The organism is Fibrobacter succinogenes subsp. succinogenes S85 (assembly GCF_000146505.1).
Classification (GTDB): domain Bacteria; phylum Fibrobacterota; class Fibrobacteria; order Fibrobacterales; family Fibrobacteraceae; genus Fibrobacter; species Fibrobacter succinogenes.
In genome coordinates this window covers 2095727-2115777 of sequence record NC_017448.1, presented here as the reverse complement: position 1 = coordinate 2115777, position 20051 = coordinate 2095727, and the positions used below count along the sequence as shown (strand labels likewise).

The window sequence follows — 20051 nt, the reverse complement described above, 5'->3', positions numbered from 1 at the left end:
AGGCTATATTTACAAAAAAAGCCCATTATTATGTCCTACGAATATAGCGAAAACATTCTTGTTCAAGAGAGCGCCGGAAACCTGCTGCAAGAGCTGGGTTGGCGTGTTGTTTTCGCCTATAATATTGAGGTTCTTGGGGATAATGGCACATTTGGGCGAAAGTCGTATCGCGAAGTCCTTTTGCTTCGCTATTTTAAGGCAGCTCTTCAAAAATTGAACCCTTGGATAAACCAAAATCAGATTGAAGAGGCTGTTCAAAAATTTACAGCGACGCTTAGCACTTCTTCGCTTCTGCAAATCAACGAAGAAAAGTACGGATTCATCCGCGATGGCATTCCGGTGACGATAAAAAAGCCGAACGGCCAAGTCGATGAAAAGCGTGCGTTGATAGTTGATTTCAACAATCCGTCAAATAATGATTTCCTTGCCGTGAAAGAGATGAAGATTCATGGCGAGTTGTACCATCGTCGTACGGATATTGTTGGTTTTGTAAATGGTATTCCGCTTTTGTTTGTCGAACTCAAGCGTAACGATGTGGCGGTGCAAAATGCTTACGACGATAATTATACCGATTACCTGTCGACTATTCCGCAGCTGTTCTACTACAATGCTTTCTTGATGCTCTCAAATGGTTTTGAGGCAAAAGTGGGAACGCTCGGAAGCAAGTTTGAATTTTTCCATGAATGGAAACGCCTTAAAGAAGACGACGCTGGTTCAGTGGCTCTTGCTACGATGCTCAAGGGTATTTGCCGAAAAGAAACCTTTATTGATTTGCTTGAAAACTTTATCCTTTATGACCACAGCGATGGCCATACGGTAAAAATCCTTGCCAGGAATCATCAGTATCTTGGCGTGAACGAGGCTTTTGAAGCTTATAAGAACCGCAAACTCCGTAAAGGTAAACTTGGTGTGTTTTGGCATACGCAGGGGAGCGGTAAAAGCTATTCGATGCTTTTCCTTTCGCAGAAAATTCGCCGCCGTACGGACGGTTCCCCGACAATTGTCGTGTTAACCGATCGCGATGAACTGAACAAGCAAATCAGTGAAACTTTTGAAAATTGCAAAATGCTTGGCGGTGTAAAAGCATCCAAGTTTATCGCTACAAGCGGAAATGACCTTATTAAAAAACTAAAGGCTAATCCGAGTTACATCTTTACGCTGATCCAAAAGTTCAACAAGAAGGATTTGGAGCCGATTCATCCTGATCATGATATTTTGATTTTGTCGGATGAAGCACACCGTAGCCAGAACGGAATTTTTGCGGAAAACATGTGCAACTTGTTGCCCGATGCCTCTCGTTTGGGCTTTACGGGTACTCCGCTTTTAAAAGACGACAATATTACCGAACGCACATTCGGCGGCTACATTTCGATTTACGATTTTAAGCGTGCTGTAGAAGATGGTGCGACGGTCCCTCTCTATTACGAAAACCGTGCCGATAAAATCAAGGAACTAAAGAATCCTGAAATCTCGGACAAGATTTTGGATGCCATCGAAAAAGCAGACCTTGACCCAGATGCCCAAGAAAAGCTGGAAAGGGATTTTGCTAAGGAATATCACCTGCTTACGGCTGAACCCCGCTTGCGTGCTGTCGCAAAGGATTTTGTCAAACATTATTCCGACCTTTGGACTAGCGGAAAGGCAATGTTTGTTTGCCTAAACAAGGTCACGTGTGTTCGAATGTTCAATTTCGCCCAGGAATATTGGGCAGAAGAAATCAAGAACCTCGAATCTATTTGCAAGCAGGCTACACAGCAAGAGGCTCAAGAACTGAATCGCAAAATCCAGTGGATGCGTGAAACCGAGATGGCTGTTGTCGTGAGTGACGAACAGAACGAACAGCAGACATTTGCAAAATGGGGCTTGGATATTGTTCCGCATCGGAAGAAAATGGAAAAACGCGAACTTGACAAGGAATTCAAGGATTCTAATAGCAAGTTCCGTATAGTCTTTGTCTGTGCGATGTGGCTTACCGGTTTTGATGTAAAGAGCCTTAGTTGCCTTTATTTGGACAAGTTGTTAAAGGCTCATACTCTCATGCAAACAATTGCCCGCGCAAATCGTGTGAATGAGGGCAAAAGCAACGGCTTGATTGTGGATTATGCAGGTATTGTGAAGGCTTTGCGTAAGGCTCTTGCGGATTACACGAATAAGGTTTCTGGTTCCGGTAACGATCCTACCATTGATAAAGAAGAGCTTTTAAAACGCATTGTGGAAGTGGTCGCTAAAGCAGAAAGTTTCTTGGATGGTTGCAACGCGAATTTAAAGAGCATAATCGAGTCTAAGAATTTTGATAAGCTTGCAGCAATCAAGGATGTTGAAAATGCGGTTTGCTCTACGCTCGAAAACAAGAAAACTTTTAGCACGTATGCCGCAGAACTTGTGCGATTGATGAAATACACGAATCGCGACGATGTGACAAGTGAAATTCGTGCGAAGTTTAAAGCGATTGATGCGGTTGCCCGCGACTTGAAAACTAAACGTCGCCATGTGACAAATGTGGATTTGATGGTTCAGCTGAACCAGATTATGAACGAGTATGTTGATGTCGTTAAGAATGACAAGAAAAAGTCTAAACAATTCGACATTAGCAAGATCGATTTTGATTTGTTGCGTCGTGAATTTGCGAAGGCAAAACGACAAAATTTGTTATTCCGCGATTTGGAAGAATTGATAAAGGATCGCTTGGCTGTGATGCTTGCACAGAATCCATTCCGCATCAATTATTACGACCGCTATCGCGAAATTATTGAGGCTTACAACAGCGAACAGGATCGTGCAACGATTGAAAAAACATTCATGGACTTGATGAACCTTGCGGCAAGCATGAATGAGGAAGAACAGCGCTATGTACGTGAGGGCTTCAAGAACGACGAAGAACTTTCGCTTTACGACATGCTCTTCAAAGATGATTTGAGTAAGCAGGACATTAAAAAGATTAAGGAAGTGGCTGTAGATTTGCTCCAAAAGGTTAAAGCAAAAATTGCTGAATTTGACCATTGGACGGACAAACAAGAAACAAAGGCTGCTGTCGATAACTTGATTCGCGATACGCTATGGAGCGAACTCCCTGAAAGCTTTGATGAGCTCTCTATTTCGGAATACCGCCAGCGTATTTACGAGTATGTTTATACCCACTACAAAGTTGCGTAACGGTTGCATTTAAATTTTTATAAGGACCAAAATGGATAATAAGAGCTTAAAGAAACTTGAGGCGGATTTGTGGGAATCTGCGGATTTACTCCGTGCCGATTCCAAGTTGACTTCGAATCAATATTGTATGCCTGTTTTGGGTCTGTTGTTTTTGCGTTATGCCTATGGGCGCTTCAAAAAGGTTGAAGCCGAACTGTTGAAAAATCGCCCGAGTCGAGGCGGTCGCGTTCTCCCCATCGAGGCGAGTGACTTTGTTTCGAAGAGCGCCTTGTTCCTCCCCAAAGAAGCCCAGTTTGATTATTTGGTGAATTTGCCTGCGAACATTGCTTCTGCCAAACTCAAGAATGTGCATGGTCAGCCGCTCAACAGCCTTGGCGAAGTGGTGAATAACGCCATGGAACTAGTCGAGGCTCAAAGCGAAAAATTGAAGGGCGTATTGCCTAAGACCTACACCGACTTTAAGGATAATCTTCTCGCTGAACTTTTACGCACTTTCAACAACAATGCGTTGGATGATGTGGGCGGCGATGTAATGGGTCGTATTTACGAATACTTCCTCAGTAAGTTTGCGAAGAATATTGCTAGTGATGACGGAGTTTTCTTTACCCCGAAATCATTGGTGAAGATGATTGTGAATGTGCTAGAACCTTCGTATGGTGTGCTTTTGGATCCTGCTTGCGGAAGTGGTGGCATGTTCGTGCAGACGGGTGATTTTGTGAATGCTGCCGGGATGGCTAGCAACGAGACTATGACTTTTTACGGCCAAGAAAAGGTGGAATACAATGCTCAACTTTGCTTGATGAACATGGCTGTGCATGGCCTTACCGGAGTTGTCAAGTCTGGCGACGAAGCGAACTCCTTCTATCACGATGCACATAATTTGACGGGGCAGTGCGATTATGTGATGGCGAATCCACCGTTCAATGTGGATAAGGTTAAGGCAGAAAGTTGTCAAAGTGCGGGGCGACTGCCGTTTGGTTTGCCTGCCGTCAACAAGGATAAAGAAATCGGCAATGGCAACTACCTTTGGATTTCTTATTTCTATAGCTACCTGAACGAAAAAGGTCGTGCGGGCTTTGTGATGGCAGCCTCTGCGACGGATAGTCAGAGCAAGGACAAAGATATCCGCGAAAAACTCGTGGCGACAGGTCATGTGGACTGCATGATAAGCGTTGGCAACAACTTCTTTTACACCAAGAGTTTGCCTTGCACCCTGTGGTTCTTTGACAAGTGCAAAAAGAAGAATATTAAGGACAAAGTTCTTTTTATTGATGCCCGCAATTACTACACTGTTGTGGATCGCACCTTGAATGAATGGAGCGAATGGCAACTGAAAAACTTGAACGCTATTGTATGGCTTTATCGTGGAGAACTTGACAAGTATCAAAGCTTGCTTGCAGAATACCGCACAACGCTTCTTTCTTACGCCGATGAAACCGATGATGCCAACCTTGAAAAGATTCTCCGCAAGACATCCAAGATTGCAAAGCAAGTAGAATTGCTCAAGGAATATCGCGAAACGCTTCGAGCCGAAGCAAAAGCATCTGTAGATGCTGCCGATAAGAAGAGCAAGAAAAAGACTCAGGAAGAATGGGACACGCGTCTTGCAGAATTTGATGAAATCTTGAATGTGGCGAAAGAAGCCGATTGGCTCTATGAAAAGTTCGGTGACGGAAAATACAAGGACATTCTTGGTCTTTGCAAAATCGCAACCCGTGCCGAAATTGCTGAAAAGAACTTTAGCCTTACTCCCGGAGCCTATGTAGGCGTTGCCCCCGTTGAAGATGACGGCGTGGACTTTGCCGAACGCATGCATGAAATCCACGAAGAACTCCTGAAACTCCAGGACGAAAGTAACACGCTCATGAAAACCATCTCCAAGAACATGAAGGAGTTGGGGATATGAGATTAGATGAAAGACAGAGAAATGTGTCATTCTGGAGCGAAGCGATAGAATCCACACGACTTGTCATTCCCGCAAAGGCGGGAATCTCCTTGTCATTATGTCATCCTGAGCAACGCAAAGGATCCATGGAGGTTATTCTCTGATGGCTTGGGAAAAAGTGAAATTAGGAGATGTATGCGTTTCAATCGCGGATGGAGATCATTTGCCACCACCCAAAGCTGATTGTGGTATTCCGTTTGTAACGATATCGAATATAACTTCTGCGAATCAATTTGATTTTACTAATACGATGTTTGTTCCGCAAGAGTATTATGATTCTCTTGATGAAAAAAGAAAACCAAAAGTAAATGATATTCTTTATTCTGTTGTTGGATCTTTTGGAAAGCCTGTATTTATAAAAGACGATAGTCCCTTTGTATTTCAGCGGCATATTGCAATTTTGCGTCCTGACGAATCAAAAATTTATTCGCGATACTTGTATTACAAGATGCTGAGTAATGATTTTTATATGATGGCGGATGCTGTTGCTGTTGGTGCTGCTCAGAGAACCGTGAGCTTGACTGCGTTAAGGAATATGGAAATAAATATTCCTAATAAAGAAACTCAAAAACGAATAGCCGACATCCTTTCCGCATACGATGATCTGATTGAAAACAACCAGAAGCAAATCAAACTCCTCGAAGAAGCCGCCCAACGCCTCTACAAACAATGGTTCATCGACCTTAAATTCCCCGGCTACGAAACCACCCCCATCGTTGATGGACTGCCTCAGGGATGGTGGAAAGAGAAACTTGGTGATGTTGTGGATTACGTTCGTGGAACTTCTTACACATCAAATGAATTAAGTGATAACGAAGGCGTTTTGTTGGTTAATCTAAAAAACATCAACGCTTTTGGTGGTTATAAGCGCAATGCGGAAAAACGATTTACAGGTAAGTACAAAGAAAACGGAATTTTAGAGTCCGGCGACTTGGTCATGGGATGTACTGATATGACGAAAGAACGTCGTTTGGTAGGACATGTCGCGTTAATACCTAATTTAAAAGAATGTGCTATTTTCACAATGGACCTGTTAAAAATATTGCCCAAAACAATTTCCAAAACATTTTTTTACGCTCAATGCCGATTTGGGGGATTAAGTTATAAAATTTCTCCTCTCGCAAACGGAGCGAATGTTCTTCATTTAAGACCCGAAAATATGGCGGATATAGAAGTTCTTTGCCCTGAAAAAAGTATTGTTGAAATGTACGATAATGTATTTGCTTCTATGATTTCCAAAATTGAAAAGTTGGAAGATCAAATTCAATTAGCAGCGGAATCCCGCAATCGGCTACTCCCCAAAATCATGAATGGCGAAATTAGTGTTTGATATTTTTAGAAAAAATGGTTGTTAAAATGTGTATGAATGAACGAAAATCAGAAAAAACTAAATTATAAAAAAGGAGTCAAAATGAATTTTGCAAAATTTTTAAATGAACTCAATGCGCAAAAAGGGGATCCAGAGGTAAAATTTGATCCTCAGAAAGAGATTGAGGAGTATAGAAGTTATCTTAATCAATTGTACAGTATTTTTGAAGGATCGTTGCTTCCCTATGTGAAAAATGGACAAATTCAAGTTGAAAGAGACAACATTCAAATAAATGAGGAATCTCTTGGCACATACGAAGTCCCTCGGCTCACTTTAAAACTAAATACAATCCATATACAGTTAAAACCTGAAGGAACGATGCTTATCGCTTCTAAAGGTCGCGTAAGAATGGAAGGTCCAAAGGGTTTTGCGAAAATCATTTTAATGAGAAAAAATTTCTCTATACAAGGAAAAATTCCTTCTGATTTAAACAATGGTACTGCTCCTGAAGATCAGTGGGTTTGGCGTTTTGTTGCACCCGATAACAGAAATTTTATTGACGTTACTGAAGATAGCATCCAAAATGTTATTATGGAACTTGTAAATGGCCAGGATTAGCGTTAGTTTTTCTAATCAGAACGTGTCTCTCGCGTATGTGAGAGAAAAATACCAAGTTTCAATGGATGCACTTAACGATTATTATCAGACGACTAATCCAAGATTTATTTCCTATACTAGGCAGGAATTTGAACAGGAATTTGACGAAAGTAGGGATGAATTGGAGAAGCTTTTTTCATTAGATTTGCTATCTTGCGTAGAAGCGTCTTGCAGAGTTGATTATCTTAATCGATTGGGGAAAAAATTAAAAGATCCAGTATCGCGAGCTATGAGATCTTTGGGTCTTCCAGATCCTCGTAAAGCAAGTCTAGAAGAACATATATTGTCTACATGGCAAAATGTAGGTGCCTACAGAAATGGGTATATGAGCGAAATTAAACGAGTCTTTAAATATAGGCACTGGCTGGCTCATGGTCGTTACTGGGTTCTGCGAAATGGGAGAATCCTTGATTTTTCTAGTCTTTACGCTTTGATGGATCCTTTTATAAGTTATATTAGGTCATATTGAGTGTAGAGAGGAAACATTCTAGCTAAAAAATTTGGACACCTTGCTAAGCAAAGTGTCCAAATTAGTGCTTAATTATCCCTAGGACTCTTTGGAAATAATTTTTTTGAACGAGAGTCGCCGAAATTGTGGGCAAGAAACAAGCGGACGAAAGTAAAGCATTTGGGAGTTTAATTATGATTTTTGAATCAGGTCCATGGAAAGAAGATTTGTTATCTTATCGTGATAAAATAATTGAATATGGTTCATCAAAATATTTTCAAAATGACGATGATGATTCGGATAATGCTTATTCAATTCTAGAGAAAAGTATTTTCTATTCCGCGTTTGTAATTCGAAAATTGGTGGATTGTAAGACTAAATTGAGTGATGAAGCAGATTGTTATGCACTGAAAGTGGAAATATTTGAATCTAAAAAGTATTTTGATAATATGCATCATTGGATTTCCGAAGATAGTCATAATTGGGAATCGTCTAGAAGGCAAACAAAACAGGGTACAGATGTTTGTAATAGGCTGATACATTCTGTAATTTTTGAATTGACTTACAATGACGACAAGAGTATTGAAGGATTTTGCGTTTCTTCGGATGAAAATTGTGATAAATGCTTATATCATGTGACAATGAAAGATTGGTTGAACTATATAGATTTCATTAGTTCAGATGATATTTCTGAATTTAGTGCAGAAAGAACTGAAAAAGGAATCAAGTACAAAAAAGTTCGAAATAAAAACCTGTATTGACTCATATATAAATGACCAAAGATTTCCTTGAGCATATAACATTCAATAAACGCTCGGTGCTACATCAGTACCACATGTTCCAAAGGGCAATACCCATTTTGGATTCCTTTGATTCATCAAATAATTATGACCTAAATCAAGTTATAGAATTATCAAACATCGTTCAGATTGTAAAGTCCATTGATTGCCCAACAAATATTACGCCTGAAAAATTTAATGAGTATAGAAAGGAAACGGATGCGATATCCCGTTTTGTTTCTTCTTATTTTCAGCAACTGGATTTAAGCGATATTGAAAATATTTTCCAGAGCATATGGACATATTATTCGTTAGACCTGCTGAAATTATTAGAACGTTTTGACTTGTTGAAAAACATTCCCAATTCCGGCGTTCAAAATCTGCTAAATAAAAAGTTGATTCCCTTGTTTTGTATCTTAGAATGTAAAGGATGGGTGAAAAAATACAATCAGGTAATAACTGATTATATGATGGACAATAAGGATGCTGCTGAAATAATCATCAAATACTACTTGGTAAAAGATTTTGCAGAAAAAGAAAGCATCGTATTTCCCAAGGTTTTGACCGAAGAAAAGAAAATAAGCGTCCTTAATTATTATGTTGATGGGGCGTTTGAACCGCATCCGAACTATTTGGAATTGATAGAAAATGCTCCTATAATACCGGGGCTTAATATTGATGATAGGCTGCGATTAAAGGCTAAAAAGGCCAAGGAGAAATATTGGGAAAAGCATTTTTCAGAAAGATCGTCTTTTTCTTATGGATGCATTGCCTCGTTCAAGGAAATAGATGAAGAAAAGAATGAATCGTATAATGAAACAGACCATCATGTCTATTGCACATACAGCAAGAAATGGGTAAGGGAACATCACGATTTCCCGACACTACTTAATAACTTTATTTTCCTGTTTGGTTTCTTTGATTCGGAACTGCGTTGTCAATTTGTATTGAAAAAGAAAAGTATAATAGATGAATTGCTTGCAGAAAGTGAGGGAATAAAGCATTATCCTATACGCTCGCAATTTACAAAAAATAGGATGATTTACTATAAGATTTTATCTACATATAAGGAAGAGCTTGAAAATTACGGGATTTGCATTGAAGATTTGTTTGATTATTTCTTTGGTGATTATCTAAAAGAGAATTTTGGTATTTCTGATTTTGAATTCAAGAAACCGTCAAAATCAGTATCGTTGTCGGAACGGATAAAACTACTTTATATTGAGATGGACGGAATCCTTAAGCAACTGAAATATTATATGGAAGACGGTTGCGTTGATAAGGAACTTGTGGCTATTTCTTCTAATCCTGTCCGTATAGGAGAATTGAAGAGTTTTTTAAAACAGAAATATGCTTATGTTAAAGGGGAAAGTCTTAAAAAAGAAATGCGGTTCCTTTTTTCCTTTAACCTGTTGTTTGGAATGAACTTTGCTTGGAGCGGGTATAACTCTCTAGTAGAGATAATTGCCAAAGAACATCTTTTCATAACTGATTTTGCAGAGCAGGCAAGAGTTTGGATAAAATGGTTGATAGAAAGAGGGGCTTTACTTTTAGAAGCCGATAATAGTCTAGGGATAGATATCGATAGATGTTCTCTTTTATATAACCTGTATGAGAATGAGGTTGTTTGTTTTGCTCATCAAAAGGGTAAGCAAAAGGAAATATTAAAAGAGCTAGTAGAAAAAGAAGAAGTTGAAGTTGAATCAACTATATTTTCTCGCCAAGAACGCGATTACTATAATTTTGTGTTGAACAAGAAAGAATTCTCAAACAGCTTAGATTTGCGCAATACCTTTCTGCATGGATCTTTCTTTGGATCAGAAGAAGAGCTGCAACAGGCATATATTGAAACCCTAAAAGTTTTTATAATGATTGTTGTTAAAGTGAATGAGGAATTCTGCTTGAAATATTTTGGAAAATGAAGTTAGTCACTGTTACCGCCTGCCCCAAAAAAGATACTTCAAACATTTTTTGCTGAAATTGCCCAGAGATTGCCCAGAGAACAGGTGATGAAAAATGGGTTTGGCAACATAAAACCCGACAAAATACAACATCAAGGCTACAATACCCATTTCGTGGCAACAACGCGACCTCTTGCGCTTGCATGGCGATGAGCGTATTTTAAAGGTGAATATAAAACTTTGAAAAATACAATCAAGGAGAATGCAATGTCTGGTGGAACATTTAACTATCATGAATCGCGTATTGAGGGGATGGCCGATTATGTACGGCGGACTTACTTGAAACATAAAAGTAAGGAATGGATTGAATTCGTTCAGACCCAAAAATGGAAGTGCTTTAGACCTTATTCAAAAGAAACTTTGGCCATTTTTAAAAAGGCGTACAAGGTTCTGCGTACTGCATATATCTACGCCAAATGCATAGATTATTTGGAAGCTGGAGATTATGGCGAGGAAGATTTTAAGGAATATCTCGAACTTAAGATAGGTGAATTGAATCGGGAACTGAAAAAATCCATCAAGGCCTCGCCGGATCAGGTCAAAACTTGGATTGAGGATTACGATGAGAACGACTATTGGTACTAATGTCTAAAACCTATGTTGTTGAGCATATAAAGGACATTTATGAAAAGGGTAAACTGGATGGATGTTCAACTTGTCGGGATTTCCGACAGATTCAGCAAGAAAGTCAAAGACTTTTGAATCTTGAATTTTTTCTATACCTCAACATGATTTGCTGTTCAGAATTTCTGAACTACTGAAACCGAAAGCAAAGATTTAGATGAAAAATCTGTTGTGTAATTATTCCGCAAGGTGCGAAGAAATTGTCACTGTGTGCTTTCATCTCCAAAATGCAGAAGACGCTCCACAGGATGGAACGTCTTCATGAACTCCTTCTACATTTGCAGACGAGATAGTCTAAATATAGGATTGTAATCAGCGTATATCAAGGGCTTGCCTTCAATGCATCATGAAGATGAATGAAATGAGTAAGTGAACGCTCTTTGTAAAATTTTTCTGCTCCCCTTGCCAGTTTTTTCGATATTAGGTACATTAAAAGCCGACGCATCTCGCTGTACAAAGGCGAGGTGCGTTTTTGCTTTTATCAACTTTTTGATTTCGCAAGAACGCCTCTAACATTAACCGGTCGCTATTTGCGGCCATATGGAGGCTTTATGGCAAAATCCGAAGATCTTATCAGGAATTTGCTCTCTCTTCCCCATGAATATGAATGGCTGGATATTAAGGGCAACTGGTTCTCGAAAGAAGAAATTGGGGAGGTCTAAAATGAAAAAGAAAGAGTCTATGAGTAAACCGATGTTTGTATTTCGCGATGGTATGTTGGCTGATAGCAGTTATGTTGAATGGTTGTCCGATGTTAAAAACCGTTTTCGCCAGAGCCAGGTGAAAGCTTCCATTCGCGTGAATACCGAAATGTTAGAGTTATATTGGGGAATTGGTCGTGATTTAGTTGCGTTGCGAGCCGAAGAACGTTGGGGCGCTGGAGTTGTAAAACAATTTGCGCTTGATATGCGTCATTCTTTCCCTAATGAGACTGGTTTTTCTTTCACGAATGTGAAGTATATGAAACAGTGGTATTTGTTCTATTTTGAGCGAAATAAAAAAGGCCAACGGGCCGTTGGCCAATTAGAAATGCCCAAGGCTTTTGGTAAAATTCCGTGGGGACAACATATAGACATTGTTTCTCGATGCCGATCAATAGACGAGGCCCTGTTTTATGTCAAGGGTGTAGTGGATAATGGTTGGTCGCGCCCCACTTTAAATGCATATATAGATGCTAATCTTTTTCAAACGAAGGGAACCGCTGTTACCAATTTCAAAAAAACTTTGACATCCTCTCAGGAGAAACTTGCAAAGGAAATTCTGAAGGATCCTTATCATTTTGAATTTCTGAAAATGAAAGAAAAGTATGATGAAGGTGATTTAGAAGATGCTCTTATTGCCAACGTTACTCAGTTTTTATTGGAGCTGGGCAAAGGATTTTCCTATGTTGGGCGTCAGATGGAATTTCGGATGCCTGGCGGGCAAGCATTTTTCCCGGACTTGATTTTTTATTTTATTCCACAGCACAGGTATGTCATTATAGATCTCAAGGTCGTGAAGTACACTCCGGAATTTGCTGGTAAACTTAATTTTTATGTGACTGCCGCAGATGAGTTGCTTCGGGGTGAAGGCGATAATCCTTCTGTGGGTTTGATTATTTGCAAATCGACAGATAAGACTGTTGTGGAATGGTCGCTTAAAGACATCAACAAACCGTTGGGTGTGGCTACATATAAGTTGCGAGAGGTTGTTGACCGCACTATGGCGGAAATGAAAAAGAAACAGAGGAAAAAGTGATAATAGCATTTTTTTAGGAGATGAAAAGAAATTTGCGAATATGGAAAATTTATATTCTCTCCATGCATCTCACTATCCATTCTTCTTTCGCTCTTGCCGCCTTAACCTTCCTCCTCATGTCATGTTCGGAGTCGTTCACGGATTCGCGTGATGGGCAATCTTATGATGTTGTTAAGATTGGCGATTTGACATGGATGGCGGAGAATTTGAATTTTGAGACAGTGGGGAGTTTTTGCCCGGAGGGCGATTCTCGCAACTGTAAGCGGTTGGGGAGGCTTTATTCGTGGGCGGAGGCAAAAACGGTTTGCCCTGAAGGCTGGCGTCTCCCGACGAATGAAGATTTTGCGCAAGTCCTCGCGCAGTCCCACGATGGCGATTCCGGCGCTGTCTCGAATAAGGTTGGTGCTAAGTTGAAATCTCGCGATGGTTGGTTCAAAAAAGGTAACGGCACGGATGACTTCGGATTCAACGCGCTTCCGGCGGGTTATCGCGGTGCTGTCTCAAAAGCGGATGACGGTGCTGTTGCTGGTGGCAAGTTCAATGGTATCGGCGGTTATGCGTATTTTTGGAGTGCGACTGAAGATCCTGAAAATCCAGAATCAAATGCGTTCTATTTGTTCTTGTCATTCAGCAGTGATGCGGCGAGTTTAAATTCGTTCGCGAAAGAGGACTATCGTTCCGTGCGCTGTGTCCGATAAAATCCGCGCAGTTCCCCTTGCAATAAAGCGGTCTTACAATAAATAGTCCATCCTGATATTCCGCATGCTTTCGAACAAGTTTGCCTTGAGTGTGGAGCTTCCTTTCGTCAAGCTCTTGATTTCTTCGCGGATGGTCTTGCGGTGGCTTGCTTTCGAGAATTCGCAGGTACAGGTGAACTTGCGAATGTCCGCATCTTCGGCATAGGCGATGATTTCGCTTTCTTCGCAGTAGCAGAGCGGGCGGATAATGCTACACGGATACTTTTCGTACGGCACCATTGGCGGCATCCCGCTGAACTCGCCCTTGTATAGCATGTTCATCAGAAGCGTCTCGACGATGTCATCCATGTGATGCCCGAGCGCAATTTTATTGAAGTTGTTTTCGCTCGCGAACTTGATAAGCTCTGTGCGGCGCTGCGTGCTACACCAGTAACAGTTCAACTTGCGGCCTTCTTTGAGGCGAGCTTCTACGGCGACGTCCTTAAAGTAAAATGGCACTTGCGGATATTCTTCAGCCATGCGCTGCAAAAATTCGCGAGGAGCCTTGTCTGCAAAATCGCTTTGAATGTGGATGGCGGCAAGTTCGCATTTTGGTCCGAATTTGCCGAGTCGCGCGGCGAGCTCCATCAACAGCACGCTAGAATCCTTGCCACCGCTTGTTGCGATGAGCACGCGGTCGCCGTCTTCAATCAAGTTGAAGTCGTGAATGGCTTTCGTGATTTTTTTATTGACTCGTTTACGAATTTGACTTGACATAATTACTTTATTCAAAGTCTGCGGCGGTTCCCTATACATTCCCACTAAAAAAGGCTCTCTCGCGAGAGCCCTTAAATCTTTCCGAACTACGATTAGTTGTCGGTGAGGTGCGTCGGCATCAACAGGAACGAGAAGTTCATGTTTTCGCCAACCGGCTCGATGATGCAGGCGCCAAGCGGGTTGTTCATCTTCATGATGACTTCTTCGCTCTTGCACATGCCGAGGATTTCTGCGAGGAACTGGCCATTGAAGCCAATGCAGAAGCTGCCTTCGCCGTTGTGCGTGATAGCGAGTGCTTCGCGAGAATCGCCGCCGACATCCGGGTCCGTTGCGCTGAGTTCGAGGATGTTGCCGTCGAACTGCAAACGGATCTTGCGGGTACGTGCGTTAGCCATGGAAATCACGCTGCGGATCTTGTTCTGGAATTCCGTGGTGTTGGCCTGTGCGGTACGTTCGAACTGCTGCGGGATCACAGAGCGGTAGCTCGGATACGGTCCTTCGTAAAGCTTCGAGATGACCTGGATGGAACCCGTGTTGAAGAGGATGTGCGTTGCAGAGGTACGGACTTCAACCGTGGAATCGCCCTTAGCCATGTGCAAGATGTGCTGCAAAGCCTTGTGCGGGATGATGACGCCGTTCGAAAGTTCTGCGCCTTCCTGGTCAATAGCTGCGCGGCCCAAGCGGTGACCGTCTGTTGCGACCATGGAAATCTTGCCGTCCTTTGCTTCGAGGAACACACCGTTCAAGCTCAAGCGTGTGGAGTCGGTAGAAGTGGCGAACAATGTCTTTTCGGCGAGGAATGCAAGTTCGCTTGCGGCGATGTTCAACGTTTCGCCATTTTCAATTTCCGGGAACGGCGGGAAGTCGTTGGCGTCAAAGCCGATGATGCTTGCCTTACCGCGTTCGCTCCACTGGATCTTGACCAAATAATCCTGAGCGTCAAAAGTGATGTTCGTGATGCTCGGGTCTACGAGGCTCTTCACCTGGTCGAACAGCTTACGTGCGTTGATGACGACTGCACCATCACGTTCGCCCTGCACTTCCACCTTGACCCTGATACCGAGGTCGAGGTCGGTAGCGCTCACTTCGAGGAAGTTCCCTTCGAGGCGGAGCGAAAAGTTGTTGAGGATCTGGATGGTGGACTTGTTCGGGACGGCGCTAATCGCTGCCTGCAGTGCGTCCTGCAACACATTTTTTTGGATCGTAAACTTCATGAATTAGCCTCTCTGGATGATCATTGTTCCTACGAAAAATACAACGACGATGATTGCGAGGAGCACGATGACTCGTTTATCCAGCGCATTTGACTTTTTTGGAACGAAATTTTTGACGTTTTGCTTTGCTCTTCTGCGATCGCTACGACTCATAGGAAAATCTCCGTTGTTTTATACCGAAAAATCTACTATTTTAAAGGCAGGTCGAAAGGTGTTATGAACGAAAAAACTCTAAATAAGCTGAAAAATACAGCAAAGGACTGTGCGTCTAACGTACTTACCCGCGTTGAGTTGTCTATGGTGCAGTCCAAGCTCAAAAGCAAGTTCCAGTTGCTCGGTCAGAAAGTCTACGAAGCTATTCAGGAAGGCCGTCTGGACTCTATCAAGGATGATACGGCTGCCGTCGAAGCGGTGGGCGCCATCTTTGAAATCAAAAAGCAAGTCGCAGAGCTCGAACAGAAACTGAACAAGGCTGAAGGTCCTAGTGAAAAAGCTTGAGGTCCATCTTTATCCGAACAAGGAATCGCGCGGAAAAACGGTCACTTTTTCCGTAAGGCGTGCTGTTGTTTACTTTATACTAACTATTTGCGCAATCTTGGGCTTTATCATGTTCTCGCCGGTGCAGATTGTGGAAAACTTGTCGAATGGCAACTTGATGGAAGTCTATCACCAGAATTCTGTCATCAAGGACGAGATCAAGAAAATCCGCACGGTGGTTGATACGACAATTTTGAAGATTGAAGAAACACGCGTTGTCCGTGACAGCTCCCTGAAACTGGGCGGCCTTGGCTTTACGCTTGAAAATACTACCGATGATGACGCTCCGAAAAAGAATTTGCATGCAATGAGGTCAACGTTCCGTAAGACTCTCAACAAGCTTGAGGCGGATTCGGCGCTTGCGGCCCATGTTCCGGTTTTGCACCCGCTCAAGAACCATCACGACATCAAGAGCCGTTTTGAAATGGTTTTTGATGCGTTCACGGACCAGGAACTCCCGCATCGTGGAGTTGACTTTTTGGCTGCCGAAGGCGATACTGTATATGCGCCTGGCGCGGGTGAAGTTGTTGAAGTCCGCAAGCATCGTGGCTTTGGGCTTTCAATGAAAATTGAACACCTGGAGCATGTGAAGACGTTCTATGCGCATCTCGGTGAAACGCTTGTGAAAAAGGGAGACAAAGTTCGCCGTGGCGATCCGATTGCCCTTATCGGCAAGAGCGGCCTCCAGTCGAGTCTTGGACTCCATTACGAAATTCGCGTGAACGGTGTCCCTGTCAACCCTGAAGATTACTTTATAACAAAATAGTCGCTATTCGCAACAGCGCAGGCGCACCGCCTACGCACTTGTGCTAATTACAAATATTCCAGCCAGCCGATTTGTTCTGCGGCAATAGTTATCAATAGCAGCGGCCATGCGTTATCGTAAAAAATGCCGGTGCGTTTTTTCGTGAATACGTTGTACATGAATACTAACGAAAGTGTGGCGACAATACAGGCGATAACTCGCGAAAGAAAGGCTCCCGGTGTTATGAAAAATCCGGGGTAGCTTCCATAGAGCAAGCCTATTACAGCCTTGGATAAGCAAAGTCCGGTAATCCCCAAGTCTAAAGTTCTTTTCTTCCGGCGCAGATAGCTCCATGAATAAACTATAAGTATACCGATGATAGTGCTTACGTAAGGAACGTATGGCAATAATTCGGTGAGATTGATTGTTTTCAGTGCTTCCGTTGAACCAAACTGCTTGTTTTGAAGGTAATAAGCGATTTGCCTTGTTACATAAATTCCACCAAAAGCAGTGCCTAGAGGCCAATATCCCAAGGCGAGCTTGAAATTTTCCTTCTCTCTTTGGAGTTTCTTTTTCTTTTGCTCAATCGGCTCAAGTTCGTCAATCCGTTTTTCGACGATTGCAATGCGTTCTTCGGATTCTGCTTTCTCGGCGGCGTCGAGCTCGTCATAAAGCTCATCGTACGAGAGTTTGTGAATGCGTTTTGTGAACGCTTCCAGAGATTCTTCGGCTTGAGTCTTTTCTTCTTGCATGTAAATGAATTTACAAAATTGTCAGTCGCCCGATTTGTTCCAAGGCAAGCGAAATCAATAATAAAGGAATTGAATTCTTGAATAATATTCCTTTGTACTTGTCAGCCTGATGGTTATAGAAGTAGAAGACGGACAAAATGATGATGATGCCTGAAATGATGCGCGAAACAATCGGTCCCGGCATTACGAAAAATCCGTAATAGCTACCAAAAATAAGCCCGACAAGACCGTTTGCAGTGAAAAAGACGGAAATTACTTCTGTGATTACGGTATGACCAAATTCTTTTATTTTGTCAATAAAATTTTTTTTCTTTTCGTTCCAAACGGAATAAATGCAAAATGTTAAGCAGACGATGGCGCAAGAATATGGAAAATAGGGAAGGTAATCCGTAAATTGGATTTCTGGATGCGGAGGGGCGCCAAGTATTCGTTTGATAATGCCTACGAACAAGTAAAGGTATTCGGTTGCGCACACGCCTCCTACGCAATAAAGGAGAAGCATGTACTTTGTGAAGTCGTGATTTGCTTCGCTTCGCATTTTCTCCCATTCGCGGAGTTCCATGGCAACGATGTCTCTGCGTTCCGGCGTCGGATCGTCTTTGACGATTTCCCATTCTTTTTCGAGTCGTCCGAACGTGAAGTTTTGAACTCGCTTCTCGTACTTTTCTAAGGATGCTTTGTCTGTTGGAAACGGTTTTTGATTCATCGCAGATAAATATAATTTCTTCCTACTCCATTACCCACATTTTTCCTTCTCTCGTCTTTCGTCTCTCGTCTCTCGCCTAACTTTACTGGATCCTTCCACCTACGGTGTCAGGATGACGTCCCTAAATTCTAAACTCTTCCCACTGCCAACTAAGTTCTGCCAACTGCCAACTAATCTCTCCTACTTCCAAATTCCCCATATTTCCACTAACCACTAACCACTAACCACTAACCACCAACCACTTATTATATTTAAGGTCCCCAGGCTCTGCTTTGCAGGCGGGCGGTACTTTCCGTCAAGAAACATCGGGAGCTCGGACACGGTCCATACTTTTGGACTGGTCTTGGGGATTTCTATCAAGTTTTGCTTTACCCTTTAGGAGTTTTAATGGCAAATAAGTGTAAGCGCGGAATCTTGATTAGCAAAACGCCGTACGAAAAGCGCATCGCTATCATGGAAGATGGCGAACTTGCGGAATTGGTTGTTGAAGGTGTTTCCTCTAATCGAGTTCTGGGCAATATTTATAAGGGTGTCGTTCAGAAGGTGCTCCCCGCACTCAAGGCGGCATTCATTGACATTGGTCTTGAGAAGGCTGGCTTTTTGCATCAGGAAGACGCCATGGACCGCAACGAACTGTTGCGCCGCGAATATGGTGACGATGATGATGAAGGCGATGCCTCCAAGGAAATTTCGATCGACGAAATTCTCCAGGAAGGCCAAGAAATCATGGTGCAGGTGGTCAAGGAACCGATTAGCACCAAGGGTGCTCGTTTGACGACACACTTGAGCTTTGCTGGCCGCTTCCTGGTCTGCATGCCGGGTGCAAATTTCGTCGGCGTCTCCAAGCGTGAACGCGATCCGGTCAAGCGCCGCGAGTTCAAGAAGGTCGTACGCCGCCTTAAGGGCCGCGATGTGGGCTACATCGTCCGCACCAACGGCCTCAACGAATCCGAATTCGAAATCAACAAGCAGATGCGCGAACTCGAAAGCAAGTGGGAACAGACGAAGTACAACTTCGAAACCATGCCGCCCGAGACCTGCATCTACGAAGAATCCGATTCCATCGAACAGACGGTTCGCGAATACTTCGGCGACAACACGGACTACGTGTATATCGACAACCGCGACGAGTACTTTGCTCTCCGTGATTACTTGAAGGTTCTCTCTCCGGATAAGCTCGACAAGGTCAAGCTCTGGAGCTCTAGCGAAAGCTTGTTTGAATACTTCAAGATTGAAAACGACTACGCTCGCTCCTTGCAGCGTCAGGTACCGCTTCCGCGCGGTGGCAACCTCGTCATCGAACAGACCGAAGCTCTCGTCTCTATCGACGTGAACACCGGTCCGAAGGTTCATGGCAAGGACCAGGGCAAGATCATTCTCGAAACAAACCTCGATGCTTGCCACGAAATCGCAAAGCAGCTGCGCCTCCGCGATGTGGGCGGCCTCATCATCATCGACTTCATTGATATGGAAACCGATGAAGACCGCGAAGCCGTCTATCAGGAATTCCGCAAGGCAATCCGCCGCGACAAGGCCCCGATTAGCCCAGCCCCGATCAGCCAGTTCGGCCTCATGGAAGTCACCCGTAAGCGCGTCCGCGTGAACCTGATGACCGAAAAGACCGAATGCTGCCCGGTTTGCAACGGCAGTGGCCGCATTGCAACGCTCGAATCGACACTCGGCATGATCGATCGTTGGCTCGCTCGCGCCCATACCAAGGGCCGTCTCCGCGAAGTCACTCTCGTCGTGAGCGCTCCGGTCATCGATGTGCTTTGCAAGGACTTGAACCGTATGTTCAACTATCTGGAATACAAGCATAACATCAAGATTTCCCTCGTGGAAGATGAATATGCACACATCAACCAGTTCTGGATGTACGACAAGAATAACGAAGACATCACGGACCTGTACAACTTCGCATAAGTTGTCGTCCGCGAATCTCGCGATGGCATTAGCGTGTTAAACGCAAAAAAGTCCCGGCTTGGCCGGGACTTTTTTTATCCTTAAAATTCCGCACAAAAAAAGACGCC

The 20051-nt window shown here is 43.0% G+C and carries 18 protein-coding genes; 13 read left to right on the top strand and 5 right to left on the bottom strand.

Features of this window, described 5'->3' with window-relative positions:
- Positions 1 to 30 precede the first annotated feature (30 nt).
- The 10 genes from FSU_RS08605 (at position 31) to FSU_RS15890 (ending at position 13311) form a co-directional block, all read left to right on the top strand.
- Positions 31 to 3153, top strand: coding sequence for a type I restriction endonuclease subunit R (locus FSU_RS08605; protein ID WP_014546049.1), 3123 nt, complete (start codon positions 31 to 33; stop codon positions 3151 to 3153).
- Between the two features lie 31 nt (positions 3154 to 3184).
- A complete protein-coding gene (locus tag FSU_RS08600; RefSeq protein WP_014546048.1) occupies positions 3185 to 5059 on the top strand; it encodes a class I SAM-dependent DNA methyltransferase in 1875 nt (624 codons plus the stop codon).
- Between the two features lie 142 nt (positions 5060 to 5201).
- Positions 5202 to 6428, top strand: coding sequence for a restriction endonuclease subunit S (locus FSU_RS08595; protein ID WP_014546047.1), 1227 nt, complete (start codon positions 5202 to 5204; stop codon positions 6426 to 6428).
- A 36-nt stretch (positions 6429 to 6464) separates the two neighbouring features.
- On the top strand, positions 6465 to 7025 hold the full coding sequence (locus FSU_RS08590; RefSeq protein WP_244263601.1) for a hypothetical protein: 561 nt from the start codon (positions 6465 to 6467) through the stop codon (positions 7023 to 7025).
- Positions 7026 to 7086: 61 nt separating this feature from the next.
- Positions 7087 to 7533, top strand: coding sequence for a hypothetical protein (locus FSU_RS08585; RefSeq protein WP_155808749.1), 447 nt, complete (start codon positions 7087 to 7089; stop codon positions 7531 to 7533).
- A 173-nt stretch (positions 7534 to 7706) separates the two neighbouring features.
- Positions 7707 to 8273, top strand: a complete 567-nt coding sequence (locus tag FSU_RS08580; protein ID WP_014546045.1) for a hypothetical protein — start codon at positions 7707 to 7709, stop codon at positions 8271 to 8273.
- A gap of 74 nt (positions 8274 to 8347) precedes the next feature.
- Positions 8348 to 10213, top strand: a complete 1866-nt coding sequence (locus tag FSU_RS08575) for a hypothetical protein (RefSeq protein ID WP_244263600.1) — start codon at positions 8348 to 8350, stop codon at positions 10211 to 10213.
- A 246-nt stretch (positions 10214 to 10459) separates the two neighbouring features.
- Positions 10460 to 10837, top strand: a complete 378-nt coding sequence (locus FSU_RS08570) for a hypothetical protein (protein ID WP_014546043.1) — start codon at positions 10460 to 10462, stop codon at positions 10835 to 10837.
- Positions 10838 to 11539: 702 nt separating this feature from the next.
- Entirely contained in the window at positions 11540 to 12613 is a 1074-nt protein-coding gene (locus FSU_RS08565) for a PDDEXK nuclease domain-containing protein (RefSeq protein WP_015731992.1), read from the top strand.
- A gap of 20 nt (positions 12614 to 12633) precedes the next feature.
- Positions 12634 to 13311, top strand: a complete 678-nt coding sequence (locus FSU_RS15890; RefSeq protein WP_015731991.1) for a fibrobacter succinogenes major paralogous domain-containing protein — start codon at positions 12634 to 12636, stop codon at positions 13309 to 13311.
- Between the two features lie 33 nt (positions 13312 to 13344).
- Here the strand turns inward: FSU_RS15890 and FSU_RS08555 are convergent, their stop codons facing one another.
- The 3 genes from FSU_RS08555 to FSU_RS16320 all read right to left on the bottom strand — a co-directional run bounded on the left by FSU_RS08555 (position 13345) and on the right by FSU_RS16320 (position 15434).
- The gene (locus tag FSU_RS08555) at positions 13345 to 14067 is read right to left on the bottom strand and encodes a tRNA 2-thiocytidine biosynthesis TtcA family protein (RefSeq protein ID WP_041260116.1); all 723 of its coding nucleotides are present in this window, start codon (positions 14065 to 14067) and stop codon (positions 13345 to 13347) included.
- Positions 14068 to 14159: 92 nt separating this feature from the next.
- On the bottom strand, positions 14160 to 15281 hold the full coding sequence (dnaN, locus tag FSU_RS08550; RefSeq protein ID WP_014546038.1) for a DNA polymerase III subunit beta: 1122 nt from the start codon (positions 15279 to 15281) through the stop codon (positions 14160 to 14162).
- A gap of 3 nt (positions 15282 to 15284) precedes the next feature.
- On the bottom strand, positions 15285 to 15434 hold the full coding sequence (locus FSU_RS16320; protein WP_015731989.1) for a hypothetical protein: 150 nt from the start codon (positions 15432 to 15434) through the stop codon (positions 15285 to 15287).
- 63 nt (positions 15435 to 15497) lie between these two features.
- Here FSU_RS16320 and FSU_RS08545 point away from each other — a divergent pair, with 63 nt between their 5' ends.
- Positions 15498 to 15779 (top strand): hypothetical protein, encoded by a 282-nt coding sequence (locus FSU_RS08545; RefSeq protein WP_015731988.1) that lies wholly within the window; start codon positions 15498 to 15500, stop codon positions 15777 to 15779.
- Complete coding sequence (locus FSU_RS08540; RefSeq protein ID WP_014546037.1) at positions 15766 to 16584, top strand: M23 family metallopeptidase; 819 nt, start codon at positions 15766 to 15768, stop codon at positions 16582 to 16584. The genes FSU_RS08545 and FSU_RS08540 overlap by 14 nt, the downstream gene beginning before the upstream one ends.
- 47 nt (positions 16585 to 16631) lie before the next feature.
- Here the strand turns inward: FSU_RS08540 and FSU_RS08535 are convergent, their stop codons facing one another.
- Positions 16632 to 17315, bottom strand: a complete 684-nt coding sequence (locus FSU_RS08535; protein ID WP_014546036.1) for a hypothetical protein — start codon at positions 17313 to 17315, stop codon at positions 16632 to 16634.
- A 10-nt stretch (positions 17316 to 17325) separates the two neighbouring features.
- Entirely contained in the window at positions 17326 to 18021 is a 696-nt protein-coding gene (locus FSU_RS08530; RefSeq protein ID WP_014546035.1) for a hypothetical protein, read from the bottom strand.
- A gap of 387 nt (positions 18022 to 18408) precedes the next feature.
- Between FSU_RS08530 and FSU_RS08525 the strand changes: the two genes are divergently transcribed.
- The gene (locus FSU_RS08525) at positions 18409 to 19944 is read left to right on the top strand and encodes an Rne/Rng family ribonuclease (RefSeq protein ID WP_014546034.1); all 1536 of its coding nucleotides are present in this window, start codon (positions 18409 to 18411) and stop codon (positions 19942 to 19944) included.
- Positions 19945 to 20051: the final 107 nt, after the last annotated feature.

What these genes read in the sequence shown, in the direction of transcription:
- FSU_RS08605 (WP_014546049.1), top strand. Translation starts at nt 31, where the DNA reads ATGTCCTACGAATATAGCGAAAACATTCTTGTTCAAGAGAGCGCCGGA.
- FSU_RS08600 (WP_014546048.1), top strand. Translation starts at nt 3,185, where the DNA reads ATGGATAATAAGAGCTTAAAGAAACTTGAGGCGGATTTGTGGGAATCT.
- FSU_RS08595 (WP_014546047.1), top strand. Translation starts at nt 5,202, where the DNA reads ATGGCTTGGGAAAAAGTGAAATTAGGAGATGTATGCGTTTCAATCGCG.
- FSU_RS08590 (WP_244263601.1), top strand. Translation starts at nt 6,465, where the DNA reads ATGAACGAAAATCAGAAAAAACTAAATTATAAAAAAGGAGTCAAAATG.
- FSU_RS08585 (WP_155808749.1), top strand. Translation starts at nt 7,087, where the DNA reads ATGGATGCACTTAACGATTATTATCAGACGACTAATCCAAGATTTATT.
- FSU_RS08580 (WP_014546045.1), top strand. Translation starts at nt 7,707, where the DNA reads ATGATTTTTGAATCAGGTCCATGGAAAGAAGATTTGTTATCTTATCGT.
- FSU_RS08575 (WP_244263600.1), top strand. Translation starts at nt 8,348, where the DNA reads ATGTTCCAAAGGGCAATACCCATTTTGGATTCCTTTGATTCATCAAAT.
- FSU_RS08570 (WP_014546043.1), top strand. Translation starts at nt 10,460, where the DNA reads ATGTCTGGTGGAACATTTAACTATCATGAATCGCGTATTGAGGGGATG.
- FSU_RS08565 (WP_015731992.1), top strand. Translation starts at nt 11,540, where the DNA reads ATGAAAAAGAAAGAGTCTATGAGTAAACCGATGTTTGTATTTCGCGAT.
- FSU_RS15890 (WP_015731991.1), top strand. Translation starts at nt 12,634, where the DNA reads ATGAAAAGAAATTTGCGAATATGGAAAATTTATATTCTCTCCATGCAT.
- FSU_RS08555 (WP_041260116.1), bottom strand. Translation starts at nt 14,067, where the DNA reads ATGTCAAGTCAAATTCGTAAACGAGTCAATAAAAAAATCACGAAAGCC.
- dnaN (WP_014546038.1), bottom strand. Translation starts at nt 15,281, where the DNA reads ATGAAGTTTACGATCCAAAAAAATGTGTTGCAGGACGCACTGCAGGCA.
- FSU_RS16320 (WP_015731989.1), bottom strand. Translation starts at nt 15,434, where the DNA reads ATGAGTCGTAGCGATCGCAGAAGAGCAAAGCAAAACGTCAAAAATTTC.
- FSU_RS08545 (WP_015731988.1), top strand. Translation starts at nt 15,498, where the DNA reads ATGAACGAAAAAACTCTAAATAAGCTGAAAAATACAGCAAAGGACTGT.
- FSU_RS08535 (WP_014546036.1), bottom strand. Translation starts at nt 17,315, where the DNA reads ATGCAAGAAGAAAAGACTCAAGCCGAAGAATCTCTGGAAGCGTTCACA.
- FSU_RS08530 (WP_014546035.1), bottom strand. Translation starts at nt 18,021, where the DNA reads ATGAATCAAAAACCGTTTCCAACAGACAAAGCATCCTTAGAAAAGTAC.
- FSU_RS08525 (WP_014546034.1), top strand. Translation starts at nt 18,409, where the DNA reads ATGGCAAATAAGTGTAAGCGCGGAATCTTGATTAGCAAAACGCCGTAC.